Raw genomic sequence first — 23,787 nt, 5'->3', positions numbered from 1 at the left:
CAACGACGACTGTTCACCGGACCACTACGCCGAGCACTCGTCGCACGGGACGGCGGATGCGCCTTCCCCGGCTGCGACCGACCACCACAATGGTGCGACGGCCACCACATTCGACACTGGACAGACGGCGGCGACACCGCCCTCAACAACGGCGTCCTGCTGTGCGGATACCATCACCGGCTCATCCACCGCGGAGAGTGGGAAGTGCGGATGGCCGACGACGGCCGGCCAGAGTTCATTCCACCACCCTATGTGGACAGTGAGCGTAGACCCCGGCGCAACATCTACCACCAGCGCAGATAGGCGGTTCGAGTTTGTGGCGGCAGGTGCTCGGGTGGGTCGTCCGTGACGGTGACGACCTGTACGTCCGTTGCTTGGTTCCGCCGCACGCCATACGGCGTCGAACCTGCCCGCGGCGGGCACGGTCGGCGCTACGCTGAATCTCGGCCGACGAACGCGAGGGGGCCGTCATGGATGCTGTCGTCGTCACCGTGAACATCGAGCCGGGCCATGAGGCGGAAGGTATCGAGTATCTGAACGCCAACGTCCTGCCGCGAATGAAGCAGATCCCCGGGCTGGTTTCCGGATACTGGCTGGAGCCACTCGGCGGGCAGGGCATCACCGTCCTCCTCTTTGAGAGCCGGCAGACTGCCCAGGCCGCTGCTGAGGCCCTGCCCAACGCTCCGCGCGCCACCTTCGCCACGTTGGACAGCGTCGAGGTGCGCGAGGTCGTCGCCCACATCTAGGGCCGGCAGACCGCGCCATATGATCATGGCATGCCGGTACATCCCGCTGTCGCCGCGAAGCTGGCGCCGCTCGCCGACCTGCCGTCCTGGCGCGACGCGATGGACGACCCGCTCCTCCGGGCGCGCCTGTCCGACTTCCGCGTCTGGCCGCCCGCCGCCACTCTGCCCACTGTGGACACTAAGGACGATGCCGCGCCCGGGCCGCACGGTCCGGTACCGGTGCGAATTTACCGGGGTGTACCGGAGCCGCGCCGGCCGGTGCTGGTGTGGGTGCACGGCGGTGGCTTCGTTCATGGCGACCTCGACATGGCCGAGGCCGACTGGACCGCGCGCGAGGTGGCCGCCCGCGCCGGCGCGGTGGTGGTCAGCGTCGACTACCGGCTCGCGGTCGGCGGCGTGCGGTACCCGGTGCCGCACGACGACGTGGTGGCCGCGATCCGCTGGGTGCGCGACAACGCAGAGCGGCTCGGCGCCGACCCGGCTCGCGTCACGGTGGCAGGCGCCAGCGCGGGCGGCAACCTCGCCACCGGGGCGGTGCTGCGCCTGCGCGACGACGACGGCTGGCTGCCTGCCCGGCTCGTACCGGTATATGCCACGCTGCACGCGCAGGTACCGACCCCGTCGCCGAGTCTGGCCGCGGCCCTCGCCGAGTTGCCGGGGGTGGTCCGGTCCACGCCCGCTGACCGCGCCCGCCTCGCCGCCGATTATGTGGGGCCCGATCGGGAGCCCGACGGGTACGCCATGCCCGCGCGGGCGGACCTGGCCGGCCTGTGCCCGACGCTGTTGATCAACGCGGAGTACGACCTGCTGCGCGCGTCCGGGGAGGCGTTCGGCACCGCCCTCGCCGAGTCCGGCGTCGCCGTCGAGGTGGTGACGATCGCCTCGATGCTGCACGGCTTCCTGAGCCTGCCCGCCTCCCTCTCCCCCGTTGACGAGACGCTGACGCTCCTGTCGGAGGCGGTCACCCGTGATCAGGGCGTCCCTGAAGTCGCCCTAGCAACTTGAGGGACGCCCTGATCACGGTTACCGTGCGCTAGGCTATGACGACTGTTATAGCCGGGAGGAGCGTCAGGTGACCGAGCAGGGGCAGGAGGCGCGGCAGCGCATGGTCGCCGGCGCGGCCGACATGATCCGCCGCCGTGGGCTCAACGCGACGAGCGTGCGCGAGCTGACCAAGCACTCAGCGGCGCCGCTGGGCTCGACGTACCACTACTTCCCGGGCGGCAAGCAGGAGCTGGCGGCTGAGGCCGTCCGGTACGCCGGCTCGCTCGTCTCTAAGGTCCTGCGCCGCGAGCTCGCCGCCGGTCCGGTCGAGGGGCTGCGCGCCTTCCTGGCGCTCTGGCGCCAGACGGTGCTCGGCACCGACTTCCAGGCCGGCTGCCCGGTCCTGGCAGTCGCGATCGAGGAGCCGCCCGCCGGCGACCGATCGGCGGTCGCCGCGGCGGCCGAGGTGTTCGCGGACTGGGAGGCGCTGATGGGCGCCGCGCTGGGCGAGCGCGGCGTCGCGGCGCCAGACGCCGCGCGCCTGGCCACCCTCGTGGTCGCCGCCGTCGAGGGCAGCGTGGCGCTGTGCCGCGCCAAGCGCGACATCGCGCCGCTCGACGCCGTGGCCACGCAACTGGAGGCGGTACTGAGCGCGGCGGTCGCCCGATGACGGCTCGAGCCACCGCGTGCGTGTTGTGTGAGTGCAACTGCGGCATCACGGTCACGCTGACCGAGCGGTCACTCAGCTCGATACGCGGCGACAAGGCGCACCCGGCCTCGCAGGGATACACGTGCGAGAAGGCGCTGCGGCTCGACCTGTACCAGAACGGGCCGCACCGGCTGACCAGCCCGCTCAAGCGGCTGCCCGACGGCACGTTCGCTGAAATCGGCTGGGACACCGCGATCGCCGAGATCGCCGATCGGCTGCGCGGGATCCAGGAGCGGCACGGCGGCGACAAGATCTTCTTCTACGGCGGTGGCGGGCAGGGCAACCACCTCGGCGCGGCCAACGCGCTCGCGTTCCGCAAGGCGCTCGGCGCGCGGTACCACTCCAACGCTCTCGCCCAGGAGAAGCTCGGCGAGATCTGGGTCGACGCGCAGCTCTACGGTGGACACACCAAGGGCGACTTCGAGCACGCCGAGGTCGTGCTGTTTCTGGGCAAGAACCCGTGGCAGTCGCACAGCTTCCCGCGCGCCCGGCCGGTGCTGCGGGAGATCAGCGCCGATCCACATCGGACGATGATTGTTGTTGACCCGCGAATCAGCGACACCGCCAAGCTCGCCGACGTCCACCTGCGCGTCAAGCCGGGCCGCGATGCCTGGCTGATGGCGGCGCTGGTCGCCACGCTCGTGCAGGAGGATCTCGTCGACGCCGCGTTCCTCGCCGCGCGCACGCACGGGTACGAGCAGGTGCGCGCCGCCTTCGCCGACATCGACATCGCCGCGTGCGCGCAGACGTGCGGCGTCGACGAAGACCTGATCCGTGGCACAGCCCGGCGCATCGCTGCCGCCGAAAGCGTTGCCACCTATGAGGATCTGGGCATCCAACATGGACCGCACAGCACGCTGGTGTCCTATCTGAACAAACTCGTCTGGATCCTCACCGGCAACTTCGGTCGGCTCGGCACCATGTACCTGCACTCGTCGCTGTCGCCGCTGGTCAACGAACGGCCGCCGGGCACGCCGCGCCAGCGCCGCCACCGGCTTGCCGGGGTCGCCGCGCTCGGGCCGACCCTCGCGAAGGGGATCGCCGCCGGGCTGGGGCTCGCGACGCGGGTAGCGGCCCGCGCCACCGAGGCCGGCGCCCGCGGTGTCCTCAGTGGACTCGCGCCGCTCGCCGCCCGCACGATCCGTTCCAGCGGGTACGCCGGAAGCAGCGCCCGCCACACTCCGGTCACCGGTGCGCGGATCATCGGCGGGCTGGTGCCGTGCAACTCGATCGCCGACGAGATCCTCACCGACCACCCGGACCGCTTCCGCGCGCTGTGGGTCGACAGCGCCAACCCGGCGCACTCGCTGGCCGACTCGACGCGCTTCCGCGAGGCCATGCGAGCCGTCGACCTGGCCGTGGTGGTCGACGTTGCGCTCACCGAGACCGCACGGCTCGCCGACTACGTGCTGCCCGCCGCCAGCCAGTACGAGAAGGTGGAGGCGACGTTCTTCAACTTCGAGTTTCCCGAGAACGTCTTCCACCTGCGCAAGCCGCTGCTGTCACCGCTGCCCGGCACGCTGCCCGAGCCGGAGATCTACGCGCGGCTGGTGCGGCGGCTCGGCGCCGTCGACGAAACCACCCTGCGCCGGCTGCGGGTCGCCGCGCGCGCCGGGCGGGACACGTACGCGGCCACGCTGCTCGCCACCGTGGCGGCCCGGCCGAAGCTCGGCGCGGTCGCGCCCTTCCTGCTGTACGAGACGCTCGGCGAGACCCTGCCGCCCGAGCTGCGCGGGGCGGCCGTGCTCTGGGGCGCCAGCCAGCTCTGTGCCATGTCCCACCCGACCGGGGTGGCCCGAGCCGGCTTCCGGGGCGAGGGTCTCGCCGCCGGAAACGCGCTGTTCGACGCGATGCTGGCCAGCGACACCGGTATCGTGTTCACCCGCGACACCTGGGACGAGGTCTGGCAGTACGTGCGGCGGCCGGATGGGCGGTTCACCATCGCGATTTCCGACCTGCTGCCCCAGATCGCCGAGCTCCACAATGTCCGGTCGGAGTGGACGACCGAGGAGTACCCGCTGGTGCTGTCGGCCGGCGAGCGGCGCGCCTTCACCGCCAACACCATCATCCGCGACCCCGGCTGGCGCCGCCGCGACCGGGACGGGCGGCTGCGCGTCAGCCCGCACGACGCGCGGCGGCTCGGCCTGTCGGACGGCGACACCGCGCGCCTGACCACCCGGGGCGGCGCCGCGATGGTCACCGTCGAGGTGAGCGACACCATGCAGGCCGGACACGTATCGCTGCCCAACGGCATGGGCACCGACTTCACAGCGCCCGACGGCACCACCACGGCGGCCGGCACCGCACCCAACTCGCTGACCACTGTGGACTGGAAGGACACGTTCGCCGGTACGCCATGGCACAAACACATCCCAGCCCGCCTCGAACGCGTCGGGTGACCGATCAGAGCGTGAGCAGCGCTTCCGCAATTCCAGAATTGCGGCGCCAATTCCCTTTTTTTGCATGCATCAAATGAAATTCGTTATGCCTGCGTGGCAATTACGTGGCGCATTCGTGACGTCATCCCCATAGTGTCTGGGTGCTTATATTACGAGCGGCCGGCAGCTCTCTCGTAAAAGCACGGAGGAAGACGATGAGCTCCGTACGAATAAGGAGAATCGGCCTACCGGGCAGAATTGCCGCAATAACACTCTGCGTTACGGCGACCGGCCTGGTTCACGTTAACAGTTCCAGCGCGCACGCCAGCCCGAAGATCACCGAAGAGGCGTGGGGAAGCACCGCGGAAGGCCAGGTCGACCGGTACACGCTGACGAACGGTAAGGGTATGCGCGTGCGGATCCTCACCTACGGCGGGATCCTGCAGACGATCGAGGTCCCGGACCGTAGAGGACGCCTCGCCAACGTCACTCTGGGGTTCGACAACCTCACCGACTATGTCGAGAGAAGCCCGTACTTCGGGTGTATCACCGGGCGATACGCCAACCGCATCGCGAACGGCCAGTTCACCCTGAACGGCGACCCCTACACACTGCCGATCAACAATCCACCGAACAGCCTTCACGGCGGCACGATCGGCTTCGACAAGCACATCTGGACGGCCGCTCCATTTACCCGTGGTAGCGAGGTCGGACTGGTCATGACGTTCACCAGTCCAGACGGTGACCAGGGCTATCCGGGCACCCTCAATACACAAGTGACCTACACATTGACGCGCGACAACGGCATCCGGATGGACTACAAGGCCACCACCGACAAGCCGACGGTCGTCAACCTCACCAACCACGCCTACTTCAACCTCGCCGGCGAAGGCACCGGCACCATCGATGACCACCTGCTCACCCTCAACGCCAGCCGGTACACGCCCGTCGACCCGACGCTCATCCCGACCGGTGCGATCGACCCGGTCGCCGGCACACCGATGGACTTCACCAAACCCACCGCCATCGGCGCCCGCAACCGGGTGAACTTCGAGCAGCTGGTCATCGGGCGCGGGTACGACCACAACTGGGTCCTGGACCGCCGCGACAACACGTTCCGGAAGCTGGAGTTCGCCGCCCGCGTGCTGGAGAAGGGATCCGGTCGGGTGTTGAGCATCTACACCACCGAACCGGGGATCCAGTTCTACGCCGGCAACTTCCTCGACGGCACCCTGATCGGCACCAGCGGGCGCATGTACCGCCAGGGCGACGGGTTCGCCCTGGAGACCCAGCACTACCCCGACTCCCCGAACCAGCCCCAGTTCCCCAGCACGGTCCTGAACCCCGGACAGACCTACCAGACCACGACGATCTACCAGTTCAGCACGGGAAGGTGACCATGAGAAGAATCCCTCCCCCCGTCGAGCAGGCGGTCGAAACCCTCAACCTGCCCACAGCCACCCGCCGCAGGCTCCTGGCCGGCACCGGCCTGGCCAGCGCGTCACTGGCCGCCACCGCACTGCTGTCCGCGTGCGGCGAAGACCAGGCAACCAGCGCCGACGCGTTCGGGAACTTCCCCAAGACTCCTAAGTGGAAGTTCGTCTTCGTCTGCCACGTCACGACGAATCCGTTCTTCACGCCCACCCAGTACGGCGCCGAAGACGCCTGCAAGCTGATCGGCGCCGAGTACCAGTGGACCGGCTCGGTCAACTCCGTGGTGGCGGAGATGGTCGACGCCACCAACACCGCCATCTCCTCAGGCGCCGACGGCATCGCCCTCGCCGTGGTGGACAAGGCGGCGTTCCGGGGCCCGGTCGACAAGGCGTTGGACGCCGGCATCCCCGTGGTGTCGTACAACGCCGACGGCGCCCGCGACGACGTCGGCTCCAACCGGCTGGCCTACATCGGGCAAGGGCTCTACGAGTCCGGATACGCGCTCGGGCAACGCGCGCTGACGCAGATCGACTCCGGCGAGGTCGCCGGGTTCATCGCCACCCCCGGGCAGCTGAACATCCAACCCCGCATCGACGGCGCGCAGCAGGCGTTCAAGGACTCCGGCAAACCCATCACGTTCACCCCGGTGGCCACGAACGCCGACGTGACACAGGGACTGTCCATCATCGACGCCTACGTGCAGGGCCACCAAAACGTCGCCGGGCTCCTCGCGGTCGACGCCGGCTCCACACAGTCCGTCGGTCAGGTGGTCGGCAAGTACAAGCTGCGCGACAAGGGTTTGAAGGTGGCTGGCGGGTTCGACCTGGTGCCCGAGACCCTCGCCGCCGTCAAGTCCGGCGACCTGGACTACACCATCGACCAGCAGCCGTACCTGCAGGGGTTCCTGCCGGTCTTCGCCCTCTACCTGTACAAGCTCTCCGGTGGGCTGATCTCGCCGACGCAGACCAACACCGGCCTGCTGTTCGTCACCAAGGACAACGTCGACCCGTACCAGAACAGCAAGACCCGGTACGAGGGCTCGGACACCGCACCGAAGCTCGTCGAGCGTTCCGGACCCATCGCGCACGAGTGAGCCGCGACGGCGCCGCCCCCGCTCATGCGCGGGCGGCGCCACCACCGAAGGGAGCCTTGATGAGCGATACCATCGCATCCCCCGCGGCCACCGGCGCCGACCAGCCGGAACCGCCACGCCCCGCGCGGCGCGTGCTGCGCACCGCGACCGACGCGTTCCTGCGCCGCCGCGAAGCCAGCGTGCTGCTCGTGGCCATCGGCCTGGTCGTGTACTTCCAAGCCTCCACGCCGATCTTCCTGACCACCGACAACCTCCGCAACATCGCCCAAGCCACCGCACCGACAGCGATCGTGGCCGTGGGCATCGTGCTGCTCCTGGTCTCCGGCGAGATCGACGTATCCGTCGGCATGGTCGCCGCCCTCGCGCCCTACCTGATGCACTACGCGATCGACCTCTACTCGATCCCCGCGATCCCCGCGATCCTGCTCGCGTTGGTGATAGCCGCCGGCATCGGCTTCGTCAACGGGTTCATCACCATCCGCCTGAAAGTGCCCTCGTTCGTCACCACGCTCGGCACCTTCTACCTGCTCTACGGCGTCCTACTCACCACCTCGCACGCCTACCCCGTGGCGATACCGGAACCGACCAAAGGCAACATCCAGACCTGGCTCGGCGCCGGCGACTGGGCAACCCTCGCCTGGTGCCTGCTTGTCGTGGCCATCTTCCACATCGTGCTCACCCAAACCCGATGGGGACTACACACGATCTCCGTCGGCGGCAACCCACTCGGCGCCACCGAGGCCGGCATCCGCGCCACCCGCGTCAAAACCGGCAACTTCATGATCGTCAGCGTCCTCGGAGCCTTCGCCGGCCTGCTCGAAGCGTTCCGCATCAACTCCATCGACCCCAACATCGGCGGCGGCACCCGCATCACGTTCACCGCCATCGCCGCCGCGGTCATCGGCGGCACCGCACTGGCCGGCGGCTCCGGCACCGTCATCGGCGCACTGCTCGGCATGCTCGTGCTCGCCGAACTGCAGAACGGGTTCAACCTGCTCGGCATCAGCGCCAACTCGTTCTTCCTCATCCAAGGCATCGCCATCCTCGCCTCGATGATCGCCAACCAGTACCTGTCCCGCCTACGCCGAGCCGGGAGAACCTGATGGAAGCCGCGCCCACCCAGGCCCTGCGCGTCGAAAACATCGCCAAACGCTTCGGGGCGCTCACCGCCCTGCGCGACGTCAACCTCCACCTCAACCAGGGGGAAGTCCTCGGCCTGATCGGCGACAACGGCGCCGGAAAATCCACCCTCATCAAAATCCTGTCCGGCTTCCACAAACCCGACGAGGGCCGCATCCTCGTCGAAGGCGAAGAGGTCGCACTGCGCAGCGTCGAACACGCCCGCCAGGTCGGCATCGACACCGTCTACCAGGACCTGGCACTGGTCAACGAACTGTCCGTCTACCACAACATGTTCCTCAACCGCGAAAAGATCCGCTGGCCGCTGCTCAACAACCGGCTCATGCGACGCCTCGCCAAACAACACCTAGACGACATGGGCGTCAACATCCAAGACGTCACCGTCGAGGTCGCCAAGCTCTCCGGCGGGCAACGCCAAGCGATCGCGGTCGCCCGCTCCGTCTACTCCGACGCCCGCATCCTGCTCCTCGACGAACCCCTCGCCGCCATGGGCGCCAAAGAAGGCACACTCATCCTCGACCTGATCAGCGACCTCAAAGCCCGGGGCACCGTCTCGATCATCATCATCGCCCACAACTACGCTCAGGTGCTCCAGGTCTGCGACCGCGTCAACGTCCTCCAACACGGCGAAATCACCTTCGACAAGCCGACATCACAGACCTCGCAGCAGGAGCTGACCGACCTCGTGGTCGCCGAGTACCGCGCCGGACGGGCCGCGCGCGCGGCGAACAATCGGAGATCCAACCCGTGAGTGCAAACGTATTCGTGGTAACCTAGCCGCGATGTCGAAAGCTTCTCGGTCGACCCCGGACGAAGCGTCGGGGACGGCGGTTCGTCCCCCCGCCGCGACGATGCGCGACATCGCGGCCACTGCCGGAGTCTCCCAGAGCACCGTCTCCCGCGTGCTCAGTGGTGTGCCGACCAAGGTGCGCATCGGTGCCGAGACCCGGGAGCGCGTGATCGAGGCGTCGCGCCGGCTCGGCTACCGGCCAAACCCGCTGGCCCGCGGCCTGCGCGGCGCCGCCACCAACCTGATCGGCGTGGTGGTCCGCGACTTCAGCGACCCCTTCTACGCCGGCGCCGTCGAGACCCTCGTCGGCCAGGCGATGTCGCACGGATACAACGTGGTGCTCGGTCACGTGCACGGCAAGCTCGACGCGGCGGCGTCGCTGACCTCGGTGCTGGAGACCCGGCACATCGACGCGATGATCCTGCTCGGCGACATGGGCAGCCACCCGCAACTCCTGGCTGACCTGCGGGATTCCCGCGCGCCGGTCGTCGCGCTGTGGCAGGGCACGAGCCCGCTCGAGTTTCCCACCGTCGACGCCGACGACCGTGCCGGCATCCGCACCGGGCTGGAGCACCTGATCTCGCTGGGCCACCGGCGGATCGCGTTCGTCAACGCCGAGCTGCCCAACGACTACCGGGTCCGCGAGACGGCATACGTCGACTTCATGCGCGAGCGGTTCGGCTCGGTGCCGCTCGGCTATCTCGAACGCACGGCCAACACGCTCGCCGGTGGTGACGCGGCGCTGCGCCGGCTGCTGGAGCTGCCCGAGCCGCCGACCGCGGTCGCCACCTCGACCGACCTCGTGGCGATCGGCGTTCTGCACGCCGCGCACAGCCTCGGTGCGACCGTGCCCGACCGGCTCTCCGTGGTCGGCTTCGACGACATCCTGATCGTCAGCCACACCGTGCCGGCCCTGACGACCCTGCGGATGCCGATCGCGGAGATCGTCAGCCACGCGGTAACCCAGGCGGTGACGCTGGCCCGCGATCCCGAGGCGACCCGCGAGCCGCACCTCGACGTCTTCGAGCCCGAGCTGATCCTCCGCGACTCGACCGCCCCACCCGCCTAACGGGGGATCCACACGCGCATGCCCTCGACGCGGCGGTTGCCCCACGCGTAGTACGGGATGGCGCCCGCCGTGAGGTCGCCGGCCCGGCCCTGCGCCGACACCGGAACGCGTACGCCCACCACGCCGGCGCCGATATCGGGGCGCGGCACCTCGACCGGCTGCCGGCCCGCGTCCCAGCGCAGCTCCTCCAGCTGGGTGCGGCGCGGCACGTCGGCCGACTCTACACAGTAGACAATCGGGCCGCGCTGGACCGCGACGCTGCCGCGCACCGCGTCGATGCGCGGGTCGGGCTCGGTGACCCGCACCGGCATGTCGAGGTCGAGCACGACCGCTTCCCCCGCCTGCCAGCGCCGGGACAGCTCCACGGCACCGGGGCCCGCGTGCCACGCACCATCCGGCCCGGTGACGGTGGCCGAACGGCACCAGTGCGGCACCCGCAGCGTCAGCCGCCACGGCTCGTCGGGCGTCTGACCGATGTGGACCGTCACGCGACCGTGCCACGGGTAATCGGTGCGCACCGACAGCGTGACGCCACCGGCCGAGATCTCCGACGTCGCGTACTGGTGGATCTGCACGCCGGCACCGTCGCTGGTCGCCTGGTACTGCTCCCAGGAGCTGAACAGGCGCATCAGGTTCGGCGGGCAGCAGGCGCACGGGTACCACGGGGCGCGCTCGCCATGGCCGGGCGGCTCGTACGTGCGCAGCGTCCGCCGCTGCAACGGGTTGACGTAGAGAAAACCGGTGCCGGTCAACGAGACCCCGGACAGCACGCCGTTGAACATGGCCCGCTCCATGGCGTCCGCGTACCCCACGTCGCCGGTCGCCTTCAGCAGCCGCCATGCGAGCATCACGCTCGCGATGGCCGCGCACGTCTCGGCGTACGCCCGGTCGGGTGGCAGCTCGAACGGATCGCCGAACGCCTCGTCCTTGTGCCGGCTGCCCATCCCACCCGTCAAGTAGGTGCGGGTGCGCATCAGGTCGTCCCAGCGGCGGCGCACCGCGCCGAGCAACTCGTCGTCGCCGAGCTCCACGGCCACGTCGACGGCGCCGCAGTCCAGGTAGAGCTGGCGCACCGCGTGGCCGGCCACCGTCGTCGCCTTGCGCACCGAATCGTGGTCCTGCCAGTACGCGGCACCGAACCGCCCCGGCCCGAGCAGCCCCCGACCGCGCAGGTCGAGCAGCCGGGCGGCCAGGTCGAGGTACCGCCGCTCCCCCGTGACCCGGGTCAGGTCGACGAGCGCCGTCTCGATGCCCGGATGCCCGTCGACGCCGTCGCGCCGGCCGGGGCCGAACTCGTCGAGGATCCGGTCGGCGGCCCGGGTGGCGATGCCCAATAGGCGGTCGTCGCCGAGGGCGCGGTGCCAGGCGACACCGGCCTGGATCAGGTGACCGACGCAGTAGAACTCGTGCCCCCATTCGAGGTCGCGGTGCGGCGTGCCGCCACCGACCACCTGCACGAAGCTGTTGATGTATCCGTCGCCGCGCTGGGCCGCCGCCACCACGCGGATCGCGTCGTCGGCCGCGGCGAGCAGGCCCGGATCGCGGGCCCGGCCGAGCTCCCAGCCGACCGCCTCCAGCCACTTGTACACATCGGAGTCCAGAAACTTCAGGCCGGTGCCGGCACTGTCGGCGTACGCCTGGTAGCGGCCATCGGCGCCGGCGGCCATGCGCAGGTTGTCCAGTACGCCGGAGCGGTGCAACTGGCCGAAGCCGTGCGGGATCGTGCGGTCCCGGTTGGTCCGCAGCCGCTCGCCCCAGAACCCGTCTCCGATCGTCACCTTCATTTCGTCGCTCCACTCATCAGACCGGACACGTAGTAGCGCTGCAGCAACAGGTAGACCAGGACGCACGGGACGACCGAGATGGTGACGCCGGCCTGGAGCATGCCCCAGTCGGTGCCGCCGAGGCTGGTTTCGGTGCGGGAGGCGGCCAGGACGAGTGGCAGCGTGAACTTCGAGCCCTTGCTCATCATCACCAGCGCGCCGAGGAACTCGTTCCACGACATGATGAACGCGAACAGCGCCACCGTGACGATCGACGGGACGCTGGACGGGACGAAGACCCGCACGAGCGCCTGCCACGACGACGCACCGTCCACAATGGCCGCCTCTTCGAGCTCGCGGGGCACGGCGCCGAAGCTGTTGCGCAGGATGTAGAGGCTGAACGGCAACTGGATCGCGGTGTGCAGGATGGCGAGACCGAACAGCGAGTTGGTCAGCCCGATGTCGGCGAACATCAGGAACATCGGGGTGAGCATCGCCTGGTACGGGACGATCAGCGCGAGCAGCAGCACCACGAAGATGACTTCCTTGCCCGGCACCGGAAAGCGCGCCAGCGAGTAGGCGGCGGGCACGGTGAGCAGCAGCGTGAAGGCTATGGTCAGCAACGCCGTGGCGAGGCTGTTCCACAGGTACACGGGAAGCCCCTCCTGATAGCTCCAGAGCCGCTCGTAGCTGTCGATGCTGATGCCGTGCGGCACGTATGTCGGCGGCGTCGCCGCCGCTTCCGCCGTGGGCTTGACCGAGGCGAACACCGACATCACCAGCGGCGCCAGCATGACCGCGATGATGGCGAGGCAGACCGCTCCGACCAGGTAGCCGGAGCGCCCGAAGCGCCGGGGCGTCACACCTCGCTCCTGCGGGTGAGCAGCAACTGGACCACGGTGAAGGCCAGGATCGTCAGCGCCAGCACCATCGACAGCGCGGCGCCGTAGCCGAGCTTCAGGTACGGGAAGGAGTTCAGGTACACGTAGAAGACGGAGGTGGCGGTCTCGTTCTGCGGCTGCCCGGCCGTCATGATGTAGAACTGGTCGAACGCCAGCAGCGACCCGATCACGCTGATCAGCGTCACCAGCAGCACCGTGCGGAGGGTCAGCGGCAGGATGACCCGGGTGACGCGCTGGCCGTAGCCGGCGCCGTCGACCATGCTCGCCTCGTTGACCTCGGTGGGCACCGCCTGGATCGCGCCGACGAACAGGATCATCCCGAAGCCGATGACCTTCCACACCACCGAGGCGCTGATCGCCAGGTTGGACATGTCGGCGTCGACACCGAGCCACAGCACCGGCTTGTCGACCAGTCCGAGGTCCATCAGCGCCCGGTTGACGAGGCCGAAGTCGGCGCTGAACAGCCAGTACCACAGCAGGCTCGACACGCCGAGGCCGATCACGACCGGTATGAACACCACCGTGCGGGTGACCTTGCGCAGCGGCGAGTTGTGCGCGGTCAGCAGCGCGAGCAGGTAGCCGCCCACGATCAGCACCGGCGTGATGAGCGCCGTGTACTTGAGTGTGAACAGGAACGACACCCAGAACTGGCGGTCGCCGAACACCCGCTCGTAGTTGTCGAACCCCACGAACACCGGCGGCGTGAGCAGAGACCAGTTGTGCAGCGACATCCAGGCCATCCGCCCCAGCGGGTAGACGGTGAACAGGAGCACGAACACGAGCGCCGGAGCCAGATAGGCCAGCCCGACCAGGCGACCTCGCGTGCTGCGGTACACGGGCAACCTCCCGCGGGCCCGGCGGCCGTGCCCACCCGGGTGGGAGGACCCGAGTAGGCACGGCCGGGCCCCCTCCTAGGATTGGCTGGCGATGTCCTTCATGGACTTCTTGGCGTCCGCGATGATCGTGTCGAGCGGTTCGTCCGTGTAGTACGCCCGTTGGAGCATCTTCAGCCACGGGCCCTGCGGTGAGTTGATCTGCTCGAAGAACGTGAGCGTGTACGGCGTGCGGCCCACCTCGAGCGCCTTCGCCACGTCCTGCACGAGCGGCTCGGCCTGGAAGTACTTGTTGTCGATCATGTCGGTGCGGGTGGTCAGGTTGAGCGCCTTGGCGTACACCTCGACCTGCACCTCGTCGGAGAGCAGGAACTTCATGAAGTTGACCGCGTCGGCGACCCGCTCGCTGCCGCGTGGCACGACGACGAGGTCGCCGCCGATGAACGACGCGGACGAGCCGGCCGTGGCGCCGGGCAGCAGGCCGATGCCGAACTTCATCGACGGGTTCTGCTCCCGGATCTGGTTGATCTGGAAGTTGCCCGTGCCCATCATGCCGATCTTGCCGGAGCCGAACTGGAGGTGGAACGTCTCGCCGTTCTCCGCCCGGTCGCCGTCGTGCACGTTGCCCGCCTTGACCATGTCGCGGGCGAACTGGAGCACCTGCTTGACGCCGTCGCCGGTCAGCGGCTCGTCGTCTTTGGTGGCCGCCTCGATCTCGGCACCCGAGGCCCACATCAGCGGGCCGACCGTGAAGATGTTGCAGCCGGCGCAGTTGCCGGGCAGGTAGTACCCCTTGAGATCGCCGCCGAGCGCGGTGATCTTGTCAGCGGCCGCGCGGAGCTCGGCCAGGCTGGTGGGCGGCTTGTTCGGGTCGAGACCGGCGCGCGTGAACAGGTCCTTGTTGTAGAACAGCGCCGACACGTCGGCGTAGAGCGGCACGCCGTACAGCCGCTCCTCGAACGTGGCGACCGTCATGTGCCCCTTGCTGGCCGTCTTCAGCTCCGGCCAGTCCTTGATGCGGCTGGTCAGGTCGACGAGCTGACCCGCCTTCTCGAACTGCGGCGCGTAGATGAGATCCATGCCCATCAGGTCGGGCACCTCACCGGACGCGATGCCTTGCGCGATCTTGCCGACCATCTCCGTGTGCGGAATGTACGTCAGGTTGACCTTGCAGTCGGGATTCTTGGTGTTCCACGCCTCGACGAGCATGTCCACCATCGGCTTGTTGCCCCCCGAGCGCTCCCACATCGTCAGGTCGCCGCTGGAAGCGCAACCGGTGGTCGCTGGCGCCGCATTCTGATCTTCGTTGGAATCGTCGGCCCCTCCGCCGCAGCCCGCGACGAGCAGGGTCGCCGCGGCTAACAGGACGGGCCACCTACGGGTCCTCATCCGTCGCTCCCTCGCTTCGAGTTCACCCGGCTTGATGGGACCATACTCGCCTGCGCATACGATTGCACTCATTCGTTTTCATACCGAGACCCACCCGTTCGGCGCAGGCCCCGCCGCACCCCGCGCGGCCCGCGCCCCCTGTCCGCGCGGACCGCCCCCCTGTCCGTCGATCAAGGGCGAACGCACGTGCTTCGATCTCTTTTCCGCGTGCGTTCGCCCTTGATCGATGCGAATGGCCTTGATCGGCGGGCTTCGCCGCCGTCCTTGAGCTACCGCGACGCTCGTCGCGCTACAGGCCGTTGCTCCCGCGGCCTCACCCTGCGCGTCCACACGACCCACACCGGACCTCAGGCCCCGCACCGGCCGGGTCGACTGTGAATCGCGGCGGGTGAGGCCGCGGGAGCAACGGCATGGCGCACGGCGGACGCCGCGGTAGCTCAAAGTCCGATCCCGAGCCTGGCCCCTCCGGCGGGCTCCCGATCTGACCGAATCGCCGCGGCCTGCCGCCGCGTGTCGATCACGCCGCCGCTGGCGGACCGATCAGCGTGCTCGAGCCGCGCGCCATCTACATGCCGTGGCGGCTGGCGCCCAGGACGGCGTCGGCGACCTGGCGCTCGGCGGTGGCGGAGAATGCCGCGAGGCTCGCGGCGATGTCGGCTTCCACGAGTTCGGTGTTGATGGCGATCGCGGCCGTCGAGCCCGCGCCCGCCGCGGTGATGAGCTGGGCGCGCGGGTCGACGGCGTTGCCCGCCGCCCACACGCCGGCCACGCTGGTACGCCCGGCCGGGTCGACGGCGGGCCAACCGTCGCCGTCCACCGCGCATCTCAGGCCGGTGAGCAGGCCGCTGTTCGGCACGAAGCGGGGGCCCACGAACACGGCCGCGCGCGGTACGACGGTGCCGCCGTCGAGCTCGACGCCACGCAGCCGGTCGCCCTCCACCACTATCCGCGTCACCGTCCCGTCCACCACGCGGATGCCGCGGGCACCAAGCCGATCGCGGTCGTCCGGCGCGATGGTGGCGGTGTGCGGGAAGAAGAGCACGTCGGACGACCACTGACGCACCAGCAGCGCGTGGTGGACGCTCGACACCACGCCCAACGGCTGGTCGCGCACCTCGTACCCGTGGCAGTACGGGCAGTGCAGCACGTCCCGGCCGAACCGCTCGGCGACGCCCGGGATGCCGGGTAGCTCGTCGCGCAGGCCGGTGGTGACGAGAACGTGGCGGGCGGCCAGCGACGAGCCGTCGGCGAGCCGGACCTTGAAGCCGGGCTCGATCGCGTCCACCGTGCCGTCGACCAGGTGACCGCCGTAGCCGGTCACCTCGGCCCGCCCGGCGGCGAGCAGGTCGCGCGGCGCCATGCCGTCGCGCGACAGGAAACCATGCAGGTGCGCGGCGGGTGCGTTGCGCGGGGCGCCGGCGTCGACGACCACGACGCGCCGCCGGGCCCGCGCCAGCACCAGCGCCGCGCTCAAGCCGGCAGCGCCGCCGCCCACCACCAAGACGTCGTACTCATCCATGCGCCCACGGTCCGCCCGGTCCTGCGATCTTGACAACTATTGTTGCCGTTTCTGGGAAAGGCGCGGTGAGATGGAGGGGTGGACCACAATGCTCCGGTAGGCAAGGCACCCGCGATCGCCGCCGCCCTGGCCGACGTCGGCCCCCGGCTCAAGCGGCTGCGCACCCAGCGCGGCGTGACGCTGGCGGCGCTCTCCGAGGCCACCGGCATCTCCAAGAGCACCCTGTCGCGCCTGGAGGCCGGCCAGCGCCGCCCCAGCCTCGAACTGCTCCTGCCCATCGCGCAGGCGCACCGGGTACCGCTGGACGAGCTCGTCGGCGCACCCGAGGTCGGCGATCCCCGGGTGCGCCTCCAGCCGCGCCAGGCCCACGGGCGCACGGTGCTCCCGCTGACCCGCCAGCCGGGCGGCCTCCAGGCCTGGAAGATCATCGTCCCGGCGGCTCAGGCCGAGCCGGATCCCCGCGTGCACGAGGGCTACGAGTGGCTGTACGTCCTGTCTGGACGGTTGCGCCTCGTCCTGGGCGAGCACGATCTGGTACTGGAGGCCGGCGAGGCGGCCGAGTTCGACACCCGGGTGCCGCACTGGTTCGGCAGCGCCGGGGATCGGCCCGTCGAGATCCTGAGCCTGTTCGGCCGGCAGGGCGAGCGGATGCACGTACGCGCCCGGCCGCTCAAGAGTCGCTCACCATCAGCATGAGCATCATGCCTTCGTCCTCGTGGATCGCGTTGTGGCAGTGGAGCATGTACCCGTACACGTCGTCCGCGTAGTCGGTGAACCTCATCGCGATCTGGCGCGACGACTGCGCGGGAATCTCGATGGTGTCTCGCCACGTGCCGCTCAACGTGCCCGTCGGCGCGGCCCCGTTCACCCGCCACGAGCGGCCCCGCCGTCTGGCACAGCCATCCGGCACCGATGGCCAGCGCCGTCCCGAGCGGCGGCGCGTCCGCCAGCGCGCGGCCGACCGCCAGCGCCTCCGCCGGTACGCCGGTGTGCGCGGACGCGTTCCTCGCCACCGCACCGAGCGGGGACTCAGCCGGACGGCTGTGCACCACGCTGACCGGTACCGGTGGGAGCACGGTCACGTTCACGCCGGCGGCGGCGTGCCGCGGTACCGTCGGCCTGCGCCTGTCCGGAGTGGACGCGAGCGGCGTCGAGTTCGCGCACCTGGAGACGGTCTCCTGCGCTGGCGGCCCGGCGACGGCGACGTTCGAGCTGGCGTCGGGCGCCGCGCCGGGGAGCGAGGTGTGCGGCATGCTCTTCGCCGAAGACCGCTACACGGCAGCCCTGGCCTGCGCCCCCGTGGAGTAACCGGGCTATTCGGCCAGTTTGGGCAGGCCCAGGTGGAAGCAGGTCTGCGCGTCGCCGGGGAAGACCGCGGCCATGCCGTTGTCGAGCGTGCAGGCCACCAGCGGCGGGATCGGCTGCTCCGGCGTCAGGGCCTCCGGGCGGGCCGGCTGCTTCTTGTCGAGCTGGAGGAATCCCTGGTCCCACAGGCCGCTGCAGCTCTCGATCGCGCGGCGCGAGCTGTAGCTGCCGTCGGCCGCCCGCGCCTGGGCGAGGGTGGTGCCGTAGAAGTCGTCGCCACCGTCCAGCGTCGCCTTGGTGTAGCAACGGAGTCCGTCGCTGACCGGCAGCGTGGCTGGCTTGGACGCCACGTACGCCGCCGCGGCGGTGCCGCCCAGCGCCAGCGCGGACGCGCCGACGAGGATGGCGACGTACCGGCCCACCTTGCGGCGGGCGCGCTGCGGCTTGGCGGGGCTGGCGTACGCGACGACGTGCTGTTCACGGGTGTGCATGCGGGCCTCCGGGATCGTGCGGTCAGCTGGAAGATCGAAAAGGTCGGACATCAGCGTGCTCCTTCGGGTTGCTGCCGGGTGCGGGCCGGCGCCGGGGCGAGTGGGGTGGCCGCCGACCCGGCACCGAGCCGCTGGCGGGCGCGGGACAGCCGGGACCGGACGGTGCCGACCGGTACGCCCAGAGCGACCGCCGCCTCGGCGTAGCTCAGGCCGGACATCAGCACCAGGCCGACCACGTCCTGCTCCGGGCCGCTGAGGGCGGACAGCTGGTGCAGTACCGCGCGCATCCGCCGCTCGTCGTCCAGCCTGGCCGCGACCACGTCCGCGTGGTCGGGCTCGGCGGCGGGTTGCGGCAGCTTGAACAGCGCGGCGTCGTACCGGCGGGCCGTGCGGCTCAGGTTTCGCACCACGTTGTTCGCGACGCCGAGCAGCCACGGCAGCAGCGAACCGTCGGCGTCGATGGCGTCCCGCCGCCGGCGCCAGGTCTCCAGAAAGACCAGCGAGGTGGTCTCCAGAAAGACCAGCGAGGTGGCGTCCTCGGCCGCGCTCCACGAGCCGAGCCGGCGGAAGCAGTGGTTGTAGACGGCGGTGGCGTGGCGACGGAAAATCAGCCCGTACGCCTGCCCGTCCCCGTCGTTCGCCCGCGCCAGCAGCTCGACATCGTGGGCTTGGTCGCTCGTCGGTGGTTCCATACCCGGTTTATGTCCGGTGGCCCGCTCCGAGTTCCCGCGATCTTCGAAGCCGTCAGGACTTCGCGTACGGATCACGCCCCGGCCCGCGGGTGGCTCAGGAGAAGAGGGCGCTGTAGGCGTTCAGGGCGGGCTGGCCGCCGAGGTGGGCGTACAGGACGGTGGAGTCCTTGGCGATCTCGCCGGTACTGACGAGGTCGATGAGACCGGCCATCGACTTCCCCTCGTACACCGGGTCGGTGATCATGCCTTCGGTGCGCGCGGCCAGGCGCATCGCGTCGAGCGTGCGTTCGTCGGGGACGCCGTAGGTCCCCGCGTGGTACCGCTCGTCGAGGATGATCTCGTCGTCGCCCAGCGGGCTCTCGACGCCGATCAGCGTGGCCGTGGCGCGAGCGATCCTGGCGACCTGGTCCCAGGTCTCCTTCGGCTTGGCGGAGCCGTCGATGCCGATGACGCGGCGGAGCGGGCCGCCGGCGGCGCGCAGTGCGGCACAGCCGGCGATCATGCCGGCCTGCGTGCTGCCGGTGACCGAGCAGACGATGATCGTGTCGAAGAAGACGCCGAGCTCGCGCTCCTGGGCCGCCACCTCGTACGCCCACCGGGCGAACCCGAGGCCGCCGAGCCGGTGGTCGGAGGCGCCGGCCGGGATCGCGTACGGCTTGCCGCCGCCCTCCTCGATCTCGCGCAGCGCCCGCTGCCAGCTCTCCTTGAAGCCGATGCCGAACCCGGCCCGCACCAGCCGCACGTCGGCGCCGGCCAGGCGGGAGAGCAGGATGTTGCCGACCTTGTCGTAGACGGAGTCCGGCCAGTCCACCCAGCTCTCCTGGATCAGGACGCAGCGCATCCCCGCCCGCGCGGCGACCGCGGCGACCTGCCGGGTGTGGTTGGACTGCACGCCGCCGATGGACACGAGCGTGTCGCAGCCCTGCGCCAGCGCGTCGGCGACGAGGTACTCCAGCTTGCGCGTCTTGTTGCCCCCGTACGCGATGCCGGAGTTGCAGTCTTCCCGCTTCGCCCATACCTTCGCGCCGCCGAGGTGCGCGGTGAGCCGTTCCAACGGGTGGACCGGTGACGGGCCGAATAGCAGCGGGTACCGGTCGAACGATTCGAGGCTCATGACTGCTCCTTGGGTGGTTCCGGTGATTCGAGGCTCGACCAGATCGTGCTGGTGATCGCGGCCGCCGCCTCCGCGTCGCCGGCCGCGCACGCCTGGATCAGCTCCTCGTGGCGGGCCACCGACCGCTGACCGGGAAGCGTGCCGAACCGCTGCCGCTCCAACCGGCGGATCAGCGGCGTGTACCGGTCGATGGTGGCGGCGACGGCACGGTTGTCGCAGGCCGCGACCAGTACATCGTGGAGGGCGTCGTCGGAGCGCAACGCGCGCTCGACGTCGCCAGCCCGCACGGCGTCCGCGAACTCGTCGTTCGCGGCGCGCATCCAGTCGACGTCGGTCGCGGTCAGCCGGGGTACCGCCGCGCGGGCGGCCGCCTCGTGCATGGCGCGCACCACGACGAGTGCGTCGTGGACGTCCCGCAGGATCAGCGGCGTGACGCGGGTGTGGCTCTGCGGCTTGGACTCGACCAGGCCCTCGTCGGCGAGCCGGGAGAGAGCGTCGCGCACCGGCGCGCGGGAGAAGCCGAGCTGCTCGGCGAGCTCGTGGTCCTTGACCACCTGACCGGGCGCGAGGGTGCCCACGACGATCGCGTCCTTGATCGCGCGGTACGCCTGGTCGCGCAGGAGCGTCCGCCCTACCGGCTTGAGATCCACACTGACATGTTACATGTCAGTTGACTCTCCCGGTTCGTAGAGGACGGCGGCGCAGTACCGTCCGGAGGGCGACGCGTGCAGGCGCGGCCGTGCCGGATGGTCCTTGAAGTAGCCCTCTCCGGCCCGTGCCGGCATCGTGACCCGCACCCGCCCCACGACCTCGTTCCGGTCGCTGCGCCAGCGCACCACCGCGCCCTCGTCGAGCAGCAGCCACCGGTGCGCCAGGCCAGGGATGGGCGCCGCGTCAAGCGACGCGAACGGCAGGCCAAGCCGCCGCAGCTCGCCCGGCGGCGGCGATGTGGCCGCAGGGCAGCATCTTCACTCCCCGATGATGCCCGAACGGAGCAGGACGCACGCACGTTGCCGCGATGGCGTACGGTCGGCTCGTCCGTCCATTGAGGAGTTGCCGTGCCCCGACGAATCGCTTCACTCGCCGCCGCCGCGGTGCTCGCCCTCGCCACCGCCGGGTGCGGTGACGACGACCCGGTCAGACTGACCGACCTCCAGGCGAGCCAGGGGTCGGTGGCCAGCGCCAGCCCGAGCGTGCCACCACCAGCCCCGAGCCCCAGCGCGCCCGCCGAGGCCCTGGACGCGAAGGCCGTCGTCGACGCGCTCAAGGCCGCCGGCCTGCCCCTGACCGCCATCGCCGAGCAGGACGAGAACACGGACCCCAACGACAAGCTCGGCCGGCCCGGCGGATACACGTCGCGCGCCTCGGCCGACGTGCCCGGCGGCGCCAAGAACGGCGACAAGTACAGCATCGACCGCGGCCTGGTCGTCGAGGTGTTCGCCACGGTCGAAGACGCCGACGCGCGGTCGAAGTACATCCAGGACACCCTCAAGCAGATGCAGGTGCTCGGCACCGAGTACCACTACCGCGCCGCGGACAAGCGGATCCTGGTGCGGCTCACCGGGAAGGTGAAGCCGTCGCAGGCCAAAAAGTTCGAGGCCGCCGTCACCACCCTCTAATCAGAGATCTCCGGGGTGGAGGTTTGTCTGTCCACAATGCTGCTTTTAGGCGCTCCGCGCGTACATCTCAAACCCTGGACACCAATAGATCTAGGCGACTTACTGCCGCTGGGACGACAACAAATCGGCTAGATCCAAGCGAAGAGCGAGTGAGCTACCGCGGCGTTCGTCGTGCGCCGTGCCGTTGCTCCCGCGGCCTCACCCGCCGCCGTCGCACGACCAACCCCGACCAGGGCAGGTCGTGCGCCGCGATCACCATTGTGGACAGACGGCCATCCTGAACCCCGCTGGATTGCCGGCGGGGCAACGAATGTCGGTGGATTTCGATAGAATCAAACATGTGATCGAGAGGCTGGTCATTCCTGAAGATCTGGCGGAGATGCCGCCCGGTCCGGGGTTGGCCGCGATCCTCGCGCGTATCGACCGGTCGTGTGTCAACGGCCACGACATGGTCACCGTCATGCAGGCCCGCGCCCGCCAAGTCGCCCACGACCAGGCCGAACTGCTGGCCGACATTGTGGAAGTCGCGCACTGCCCACCCGGCATCTTCAACAGCCCGGTCGAGCGGTTGAAAGGGTTGAGCCGATACCCAGACGATGAGGTGCGGGTCGCGTTGTGCTGGACCCGCCGCGCCGCCGGCGAGCAACTCACCCTCGCCCTGGACGTGGTCGAACGCCTCCCTGATGTGTATGCCGCTTTGCGGGCTGGCCACATCGACATTCCGCGGGCTCGGGTGTTCTGCGACGTGCTCTCCGTGCTGCCGGAAGATGTGGCGCGGGAAGCGGCGGCGCGGCTGTTGCCGGTCGCGGACGGTCTGACGACGGGGCAGTTGCGGGTGCGGTTGCAGCGGCTGGTCATCACCATCGACCCCGACGCCGCCCGCAAACGCCGCGACAAGAGCGTCGTCGACCGGCGCCTGGATCACGGGCTGCTGCCGGAGGGCACCGCGTTTCTGGGCGGCACCAACCTGCCCACCGAACGCGCCGCGGCAGCCTCCGCGCGGATCGACGCGATCGCCCGCGCCGCCCGCCGCGGCGGCGACGAACGCACCCTGGACCAACTACGCGCCGACACATTCCTGGACCTACTCGAAGGCCTGAACACCGCGACCGCGTTGTCCGCCGCGCCTTGCAACGCGGCGAAGACCCCAACGATGGCCGCGCCCTTCGACACCAGCCAGGCCGACGACACGAACCGGCAGCCCGGCACGGCCGGGCAGCCCGGCACCGGCCAGGCCGACAGCACGAACGAGCGACCCAGCACCGGCCACACACGCGGCACAGCCCAGCGGCCCGGCACAGCCGAGGCCGCCGATACGCCCGGCGCGGCAGAGGCTGCCCATGTGCCCGGCGCGGCTGCGGCCGCCAGCCGGCTCGAGCCGGGCGAAACGGCCTGCGGGGACATGGCGCCTGGCACCGCCGGCCCGACACGCGCCACCACCGGCCCGGTGCGCGGCGGCGTCGAGCTCACCGTGCCGCTATCCACCCTCATCGGACTGACCGAGCTACCCGGAGACCTCGCCGGCTGGGGACCGGTCATCGCCGACATCGCACGCCAAGTCGCCGCACAACAACGACGCAGCCGATGGCGATTCACCGTCCACGACGGCAACACCCTCTACACCGGCGTCACCCGCCGCAGACCCACCACCGACCTAGCCGACCACATCACCGCCCGAGACCGCACCTGCCGAGCACCCGGCTGCCGCGTACCCGCCCACCAAGCCGACATCGACCACATCAAAGACTGGGCACACGGCGGACCCACCATCGAAGAAAACCTCGGCACCCTCTGCCGCCACGACCACGGACTCAAAC

25 protein-coding genes are annotated in these 23,787 nt (G+C 69.9%); 14 read left to right on the top strand and 11 right to left on the bottom strand.

What is annotated here, in order from left to right; translation table 11 throughout:
- The 10 genes from QMG73_RS44025 to QMG73_RS43980 form a co-directional block, all read left to right on the top strand.
- Positions 1-303, top strand: a 303-nt coding sequence (locus QMG73_RS44025) for an HNH endonuclease signature motif containing protein (RefSeq protein ID WP_281905864.1), incomplete at its 5' end; no start/stop codon positions are given.
- Positions 304-470: 167 nt separating this feature from the next.
- Positions 471-746, top strand: coding sequence for a hypothetical protein (locus QMG73_RS44020; RefSeq protein ID WP_281905862.1), 276 nt, complete (start codon positions 471-473; stop codon positions 744-746).
- Between the two features lie 30 nt (positions 747-776).
- Positions 777-1,751 carry an alpha/beta hydrolase gene (locus tag QMG73_RS44015; RefSeq protein WP_281905860.1) on the top strand — a complete coding sequence of 325 codons (975 nt, stop codon included), beginning with the start codon at positions 777-779 and terminating at the stop codon, positions 1,749-1,751.
- Between the two features lie 67 nt (positions 1,752-1,818).
- Positions 1,819-2,400 (top strand): TetR/AcrR family transcriptional regulator, encoded by a 582-nt coding sequence (locus QMG73_RS44010; RefSeq protein WP_281905859.1) that lies wholly within the window; start codon positions 1,819-1,821, stop codon positions 2,398-2,400.
- Complete coding sequence (locus QMG73_RS44005) at positions 2,397-4,838, top strand: molybdopterin-dependent oxidoreductase (RefSeq protein ID WP_281905857.1); 2,442 nt, start codon at positions 2,397-2,399, stop codon at positions 4,836-4,838. The genes QMG73_RS44010 and QMG73_RS44005 overlap by 4 nt, the downstream gene beginning before the upstream one ends.
- A 194-nt stretch (positions 4,839-5,032) precedes the next feature.
- Positions 5,033-6,214: an aldose epimerase family protein gene (locus QMG73_RS44000; RefSeq protein WP_407676948.1), complete on the top strand. Its 1,182-nt coding sequence runs from the start codon at positions 5,033-5,035 to the stop codon at positions 6,212-6,214.
- 2 nt (positions 6,215-6,216) lie between these two features.
- Positions 6,217-7,344, top strand: coding sequence for a sugar ABC transporter substrate-binding protein (locus QMG73_RS43995; RefSeq protein WP_281905856.1), 1,128 nt, complete (start codon positions 6,217-6,219; stop codon positions 7,342-7,344).
- Between the two features lie 59 nt (positions 7,345-7,403).
- Entirely contained in the window at positions 7,404-8,447 is a 1,044-nt protein-coding gene (locus tag QMG73_RS43990) for an ABC transporter permease (protein ID WP_281905855.1), read from the top strand.
- The gene (locus tag QMG73_RS43985) at positions 8,447-9,235 is read left to right on the top strand and encodes an ATP-binding cassette domain-containing protein (RefSeq protein WP_281905854.1); all 789 of its coding nucleotides are present in this window, start codon (positions 8,447-8,449) and stop codon (positions 9,233-9,235) included. The genes QMG73_RS43990 and QMG73_RS43985 overlap by 1 nt, the downstream gene beginning before the upstream one ends.
- A 31-nt stretch (positions 9,236-9,266) precedes the next feature.
- On the top strand, positions 9,267-10,343 hold the full coding sequence (locus QMG73_RS43980; RefSeq protein ID WP_281905852.1) for a LacI family DNA-binding transcriptional regulator: 1,077 nt from the start codon (positions 9,267-9,269) through the stop codon (positions 10,341-10,343).
- Here the strand turns inward: QMG73_RS43980 and QMG73_RS43975 are convergent.
- The 5 genes from QMG73_RS43975 to QMG73_RS43955 all read right to left on the bottom strand — a co-directional run bounded on the left by QMG73_RS43975 (position 10,340) and on the right by QMG73_RS43955 (position 16,749).
- Positions 10,340-12,127 (bottom strand): glycoside hydrolase family 127 protein, encoded by a 1,788-nt coding sequence (locus QMG73_RS43975; protein WP_281905851.1) that lies wholly within the window; start codon positions 12,125-12,127, stop codon positions 10,340-10,342. The genes QMG73_RS43980 and QMG73_RS43975 overlap by 4 nt on opposite strands.
- Positions 12,124-12,969 carry a carbohydrate ABC transporter permease gene (locus QMG73_RS43970; RefSeq protein ID WP_281905850.1) on the bottom strand — a complete coding sequence of 282 codons (846 nt, stop codon included), beginning with the start codon at positions 12,967-12,969 and terminating at the stop codon, positions 12,124-12,126. Before QMG73_RS43970 ends, QMG73_RS43975 begins: the two co-directional genes overlap by 4 nt.
- Positions 12,966-13,844: a carbohydrate ABC transporter permease gene (locus QMG73_RS43965; RefSeq protein ID WP_281905849.1), complete on the bottom strand. Its 879-nt coding sequence runs from the start codon at positions 13,842-13,844 to the stop codon at positions 12,966-12,968. The genes QMG73_RS43970 and QMG73_RS43965 overlap by 4 nt, the downstream gene beginning before the upstream one ends.
- Positions 13,845-13,919: 75 nt before the next feature.
- Positions 13,920-15,230, bottom strand: a complete 1,311-nt coding sequence (locus QMG73_RS43960; RefSeq protein WP_281905847.1) for an ABC transporter substrate-binding protein — start codon at positions 15,228-15,230, stop codon at positions 13,920-13,922.
- Positions 15,231-15,795: 565 nt separating this feature from the next.
- Positions 15,796-16,749, bottom strand: a complete 954-nt coding sequence (locus tag QMG73_RS43955; protein ID WP_281905846.1) for an NAD(P)/FAD-dependent oxidoreductase — start codon at positions 16,747-16,749, stop codon at positions 15,796-15,798.
- Positions 16,750-16,863: 114 nt separating this feature from the next.
- Between QMG73_RS43955 and QMG73_RS43950 the strand changes: the two genes are divergently transcribed.
- Positions 16,864-17,445, top strand: a complete 582-nt coding sequence (locus tag QMG73_RS43950) for a helix-turn-helix domain-containing protein (protein ID WP_281905867.1) — start codon at positions 16,864-16,866, stop codon at positions 17,443-17,445.
- Here the strand turns inward: QMG73_RS43950 and QMG73_RS43945 are convergent.
- Positions 17,420-17,617: a multicopper oxidase domain-containing protein gene (locus tag QMG73_RS43945; RefSeq protein WP_281905845.1), complete on the bottom strand. Its 198-nt coding sequence runs from the start codon at positions 17,615-17,617 to the stop codon at positions 17,420-17,422. The two genes, QMG73_RS43950 and QMG73_RS43945, sit on opposite strands and share 26 nt — an antisense overlap.
- A 44-nt stretch (positions 17,618-17,661) precedes the next feature.
- Between QMG73_RS43945 and QMG73_RS43940 the strand changes: the two genes are divergently transcribed.
- Positions 17,662-18,057 carry a hypothetical protein gene (locus QMG73_RS43940; RefSeq protein WP_281905843.1) on the top strand — a complete coding sequence of 132 codons (396 nt, stop codon included), beginning with the start codon at positions 17,662-17,664 and terminating at the stop codon, positions 18,055-18,057.
- A 5-nt stretch (positions 18,058-18,062) separates the two neighbouring features.
- On the opposite strand, the gene QMG73_RS43935 is transcribed toward QMG73_RS43940, so the two are convergent.
- The 5 genes from QMG73_RS43935 to QMG73_RS43915 all read right to left on the bottom strand — a co-directional run bounded on the left by QMG73_RS43935 (position 18,063) and on the right by QMG73_RS43915 (position 21,190).
- Positions 18,063-18,596, bottom strand: coding sequence for a hypothetical protein (locus QMG73_RS43935; protein ID WP_281905842.1), 534 nt, complete (start codon positions 18,594-18,596; stop codon positions 18,063-18,065).
- A complete protein-coding gene (locus QMG73_RS43930; RefSeq protein ID WP_281905840.1) occupies positions 18,596-19,237 on the bottom strand; it encodes an RNA polymerase sigma factor in 642 nt (213 codons plus the stop codon). Before QMG73_RS43930 ends, QMG73_RS43935 begins: the two co-directional genes overlap by 1 nt.
- Before the next feature lie 94 nt (positions 19,238-19,331).
- Complete coding sequence (locus tag QMG73_RS43925; RefSeq protein ID WP_281905838.1) at positions 19,332-20,351, bottom strand: 1-aminocyclopropane-1-carboxylate deaminase; 1,020 nt, start codon at positions 20,349-20,351, stop codon at positions 19,332-19,334.
- Positions 20,348-21,001, bottom strand: a complete 654-nt coding sequence (locus QMG73_RS43920) for a GntR family transcriptional regulator (RefSeq protein ID WP_281905836.1) — start codon at positions 20,999-21,001, stop codon at positions 20,348-20,350. Before QMG73_RS43920 ends, QMG73_RS43925 begins: the two co-directional genes overlap by 4 nt.
- Before the next feature lie 9 nt (positions 21,002-21,010).
- Entirely contained in the window at positions 21,011-21,190 is a 180-nt protein-coding gene (locus QMG73_RS43915) for a hypothetical protein (RefSeq protein WP_281905835.1), read from the bottom strand.
- Positions 21,191-21,409: 219 nt separating this feature from the next.
- Between QMG73_RS43915 and QMG73_RS43910 the strand changes: the two genes are divergently transcribed.
- A complete protein-coding gene (locus QMG73_RS43910; protein ID WP_281905833.1) occupies positions 21,410-21,970 on the top strand; it encodes a hypothetical protein in 561 nt (186 codons plus the stop codon).
- A 340-nt stretch (positions 21,971-22,310) separates the two neighbouring features.
- Positions 22,311-23,787 (top strand): HNH endonuclease signature motif containing protein (locus tag QMG73_RS43905; protein ID WP_281905831.1); only part of this gene is annotated, 1,477 nt, incomplete at its 3' end.

Origin of the sequence: Phytohabitans aurantiacus (genome assembly GCF_027923225.1) — a bacterium.
GTDB classification, from domain to species: Bacteria; Actinomycetota; Actinomycetes; order Mycobacteriales; family Micromonosporaceae; genus Phytohabitans; species Phytohabitans aurantiacus.
This window is presented reverse-complemented; position numbering and strand designations above follow the sequence as displayed.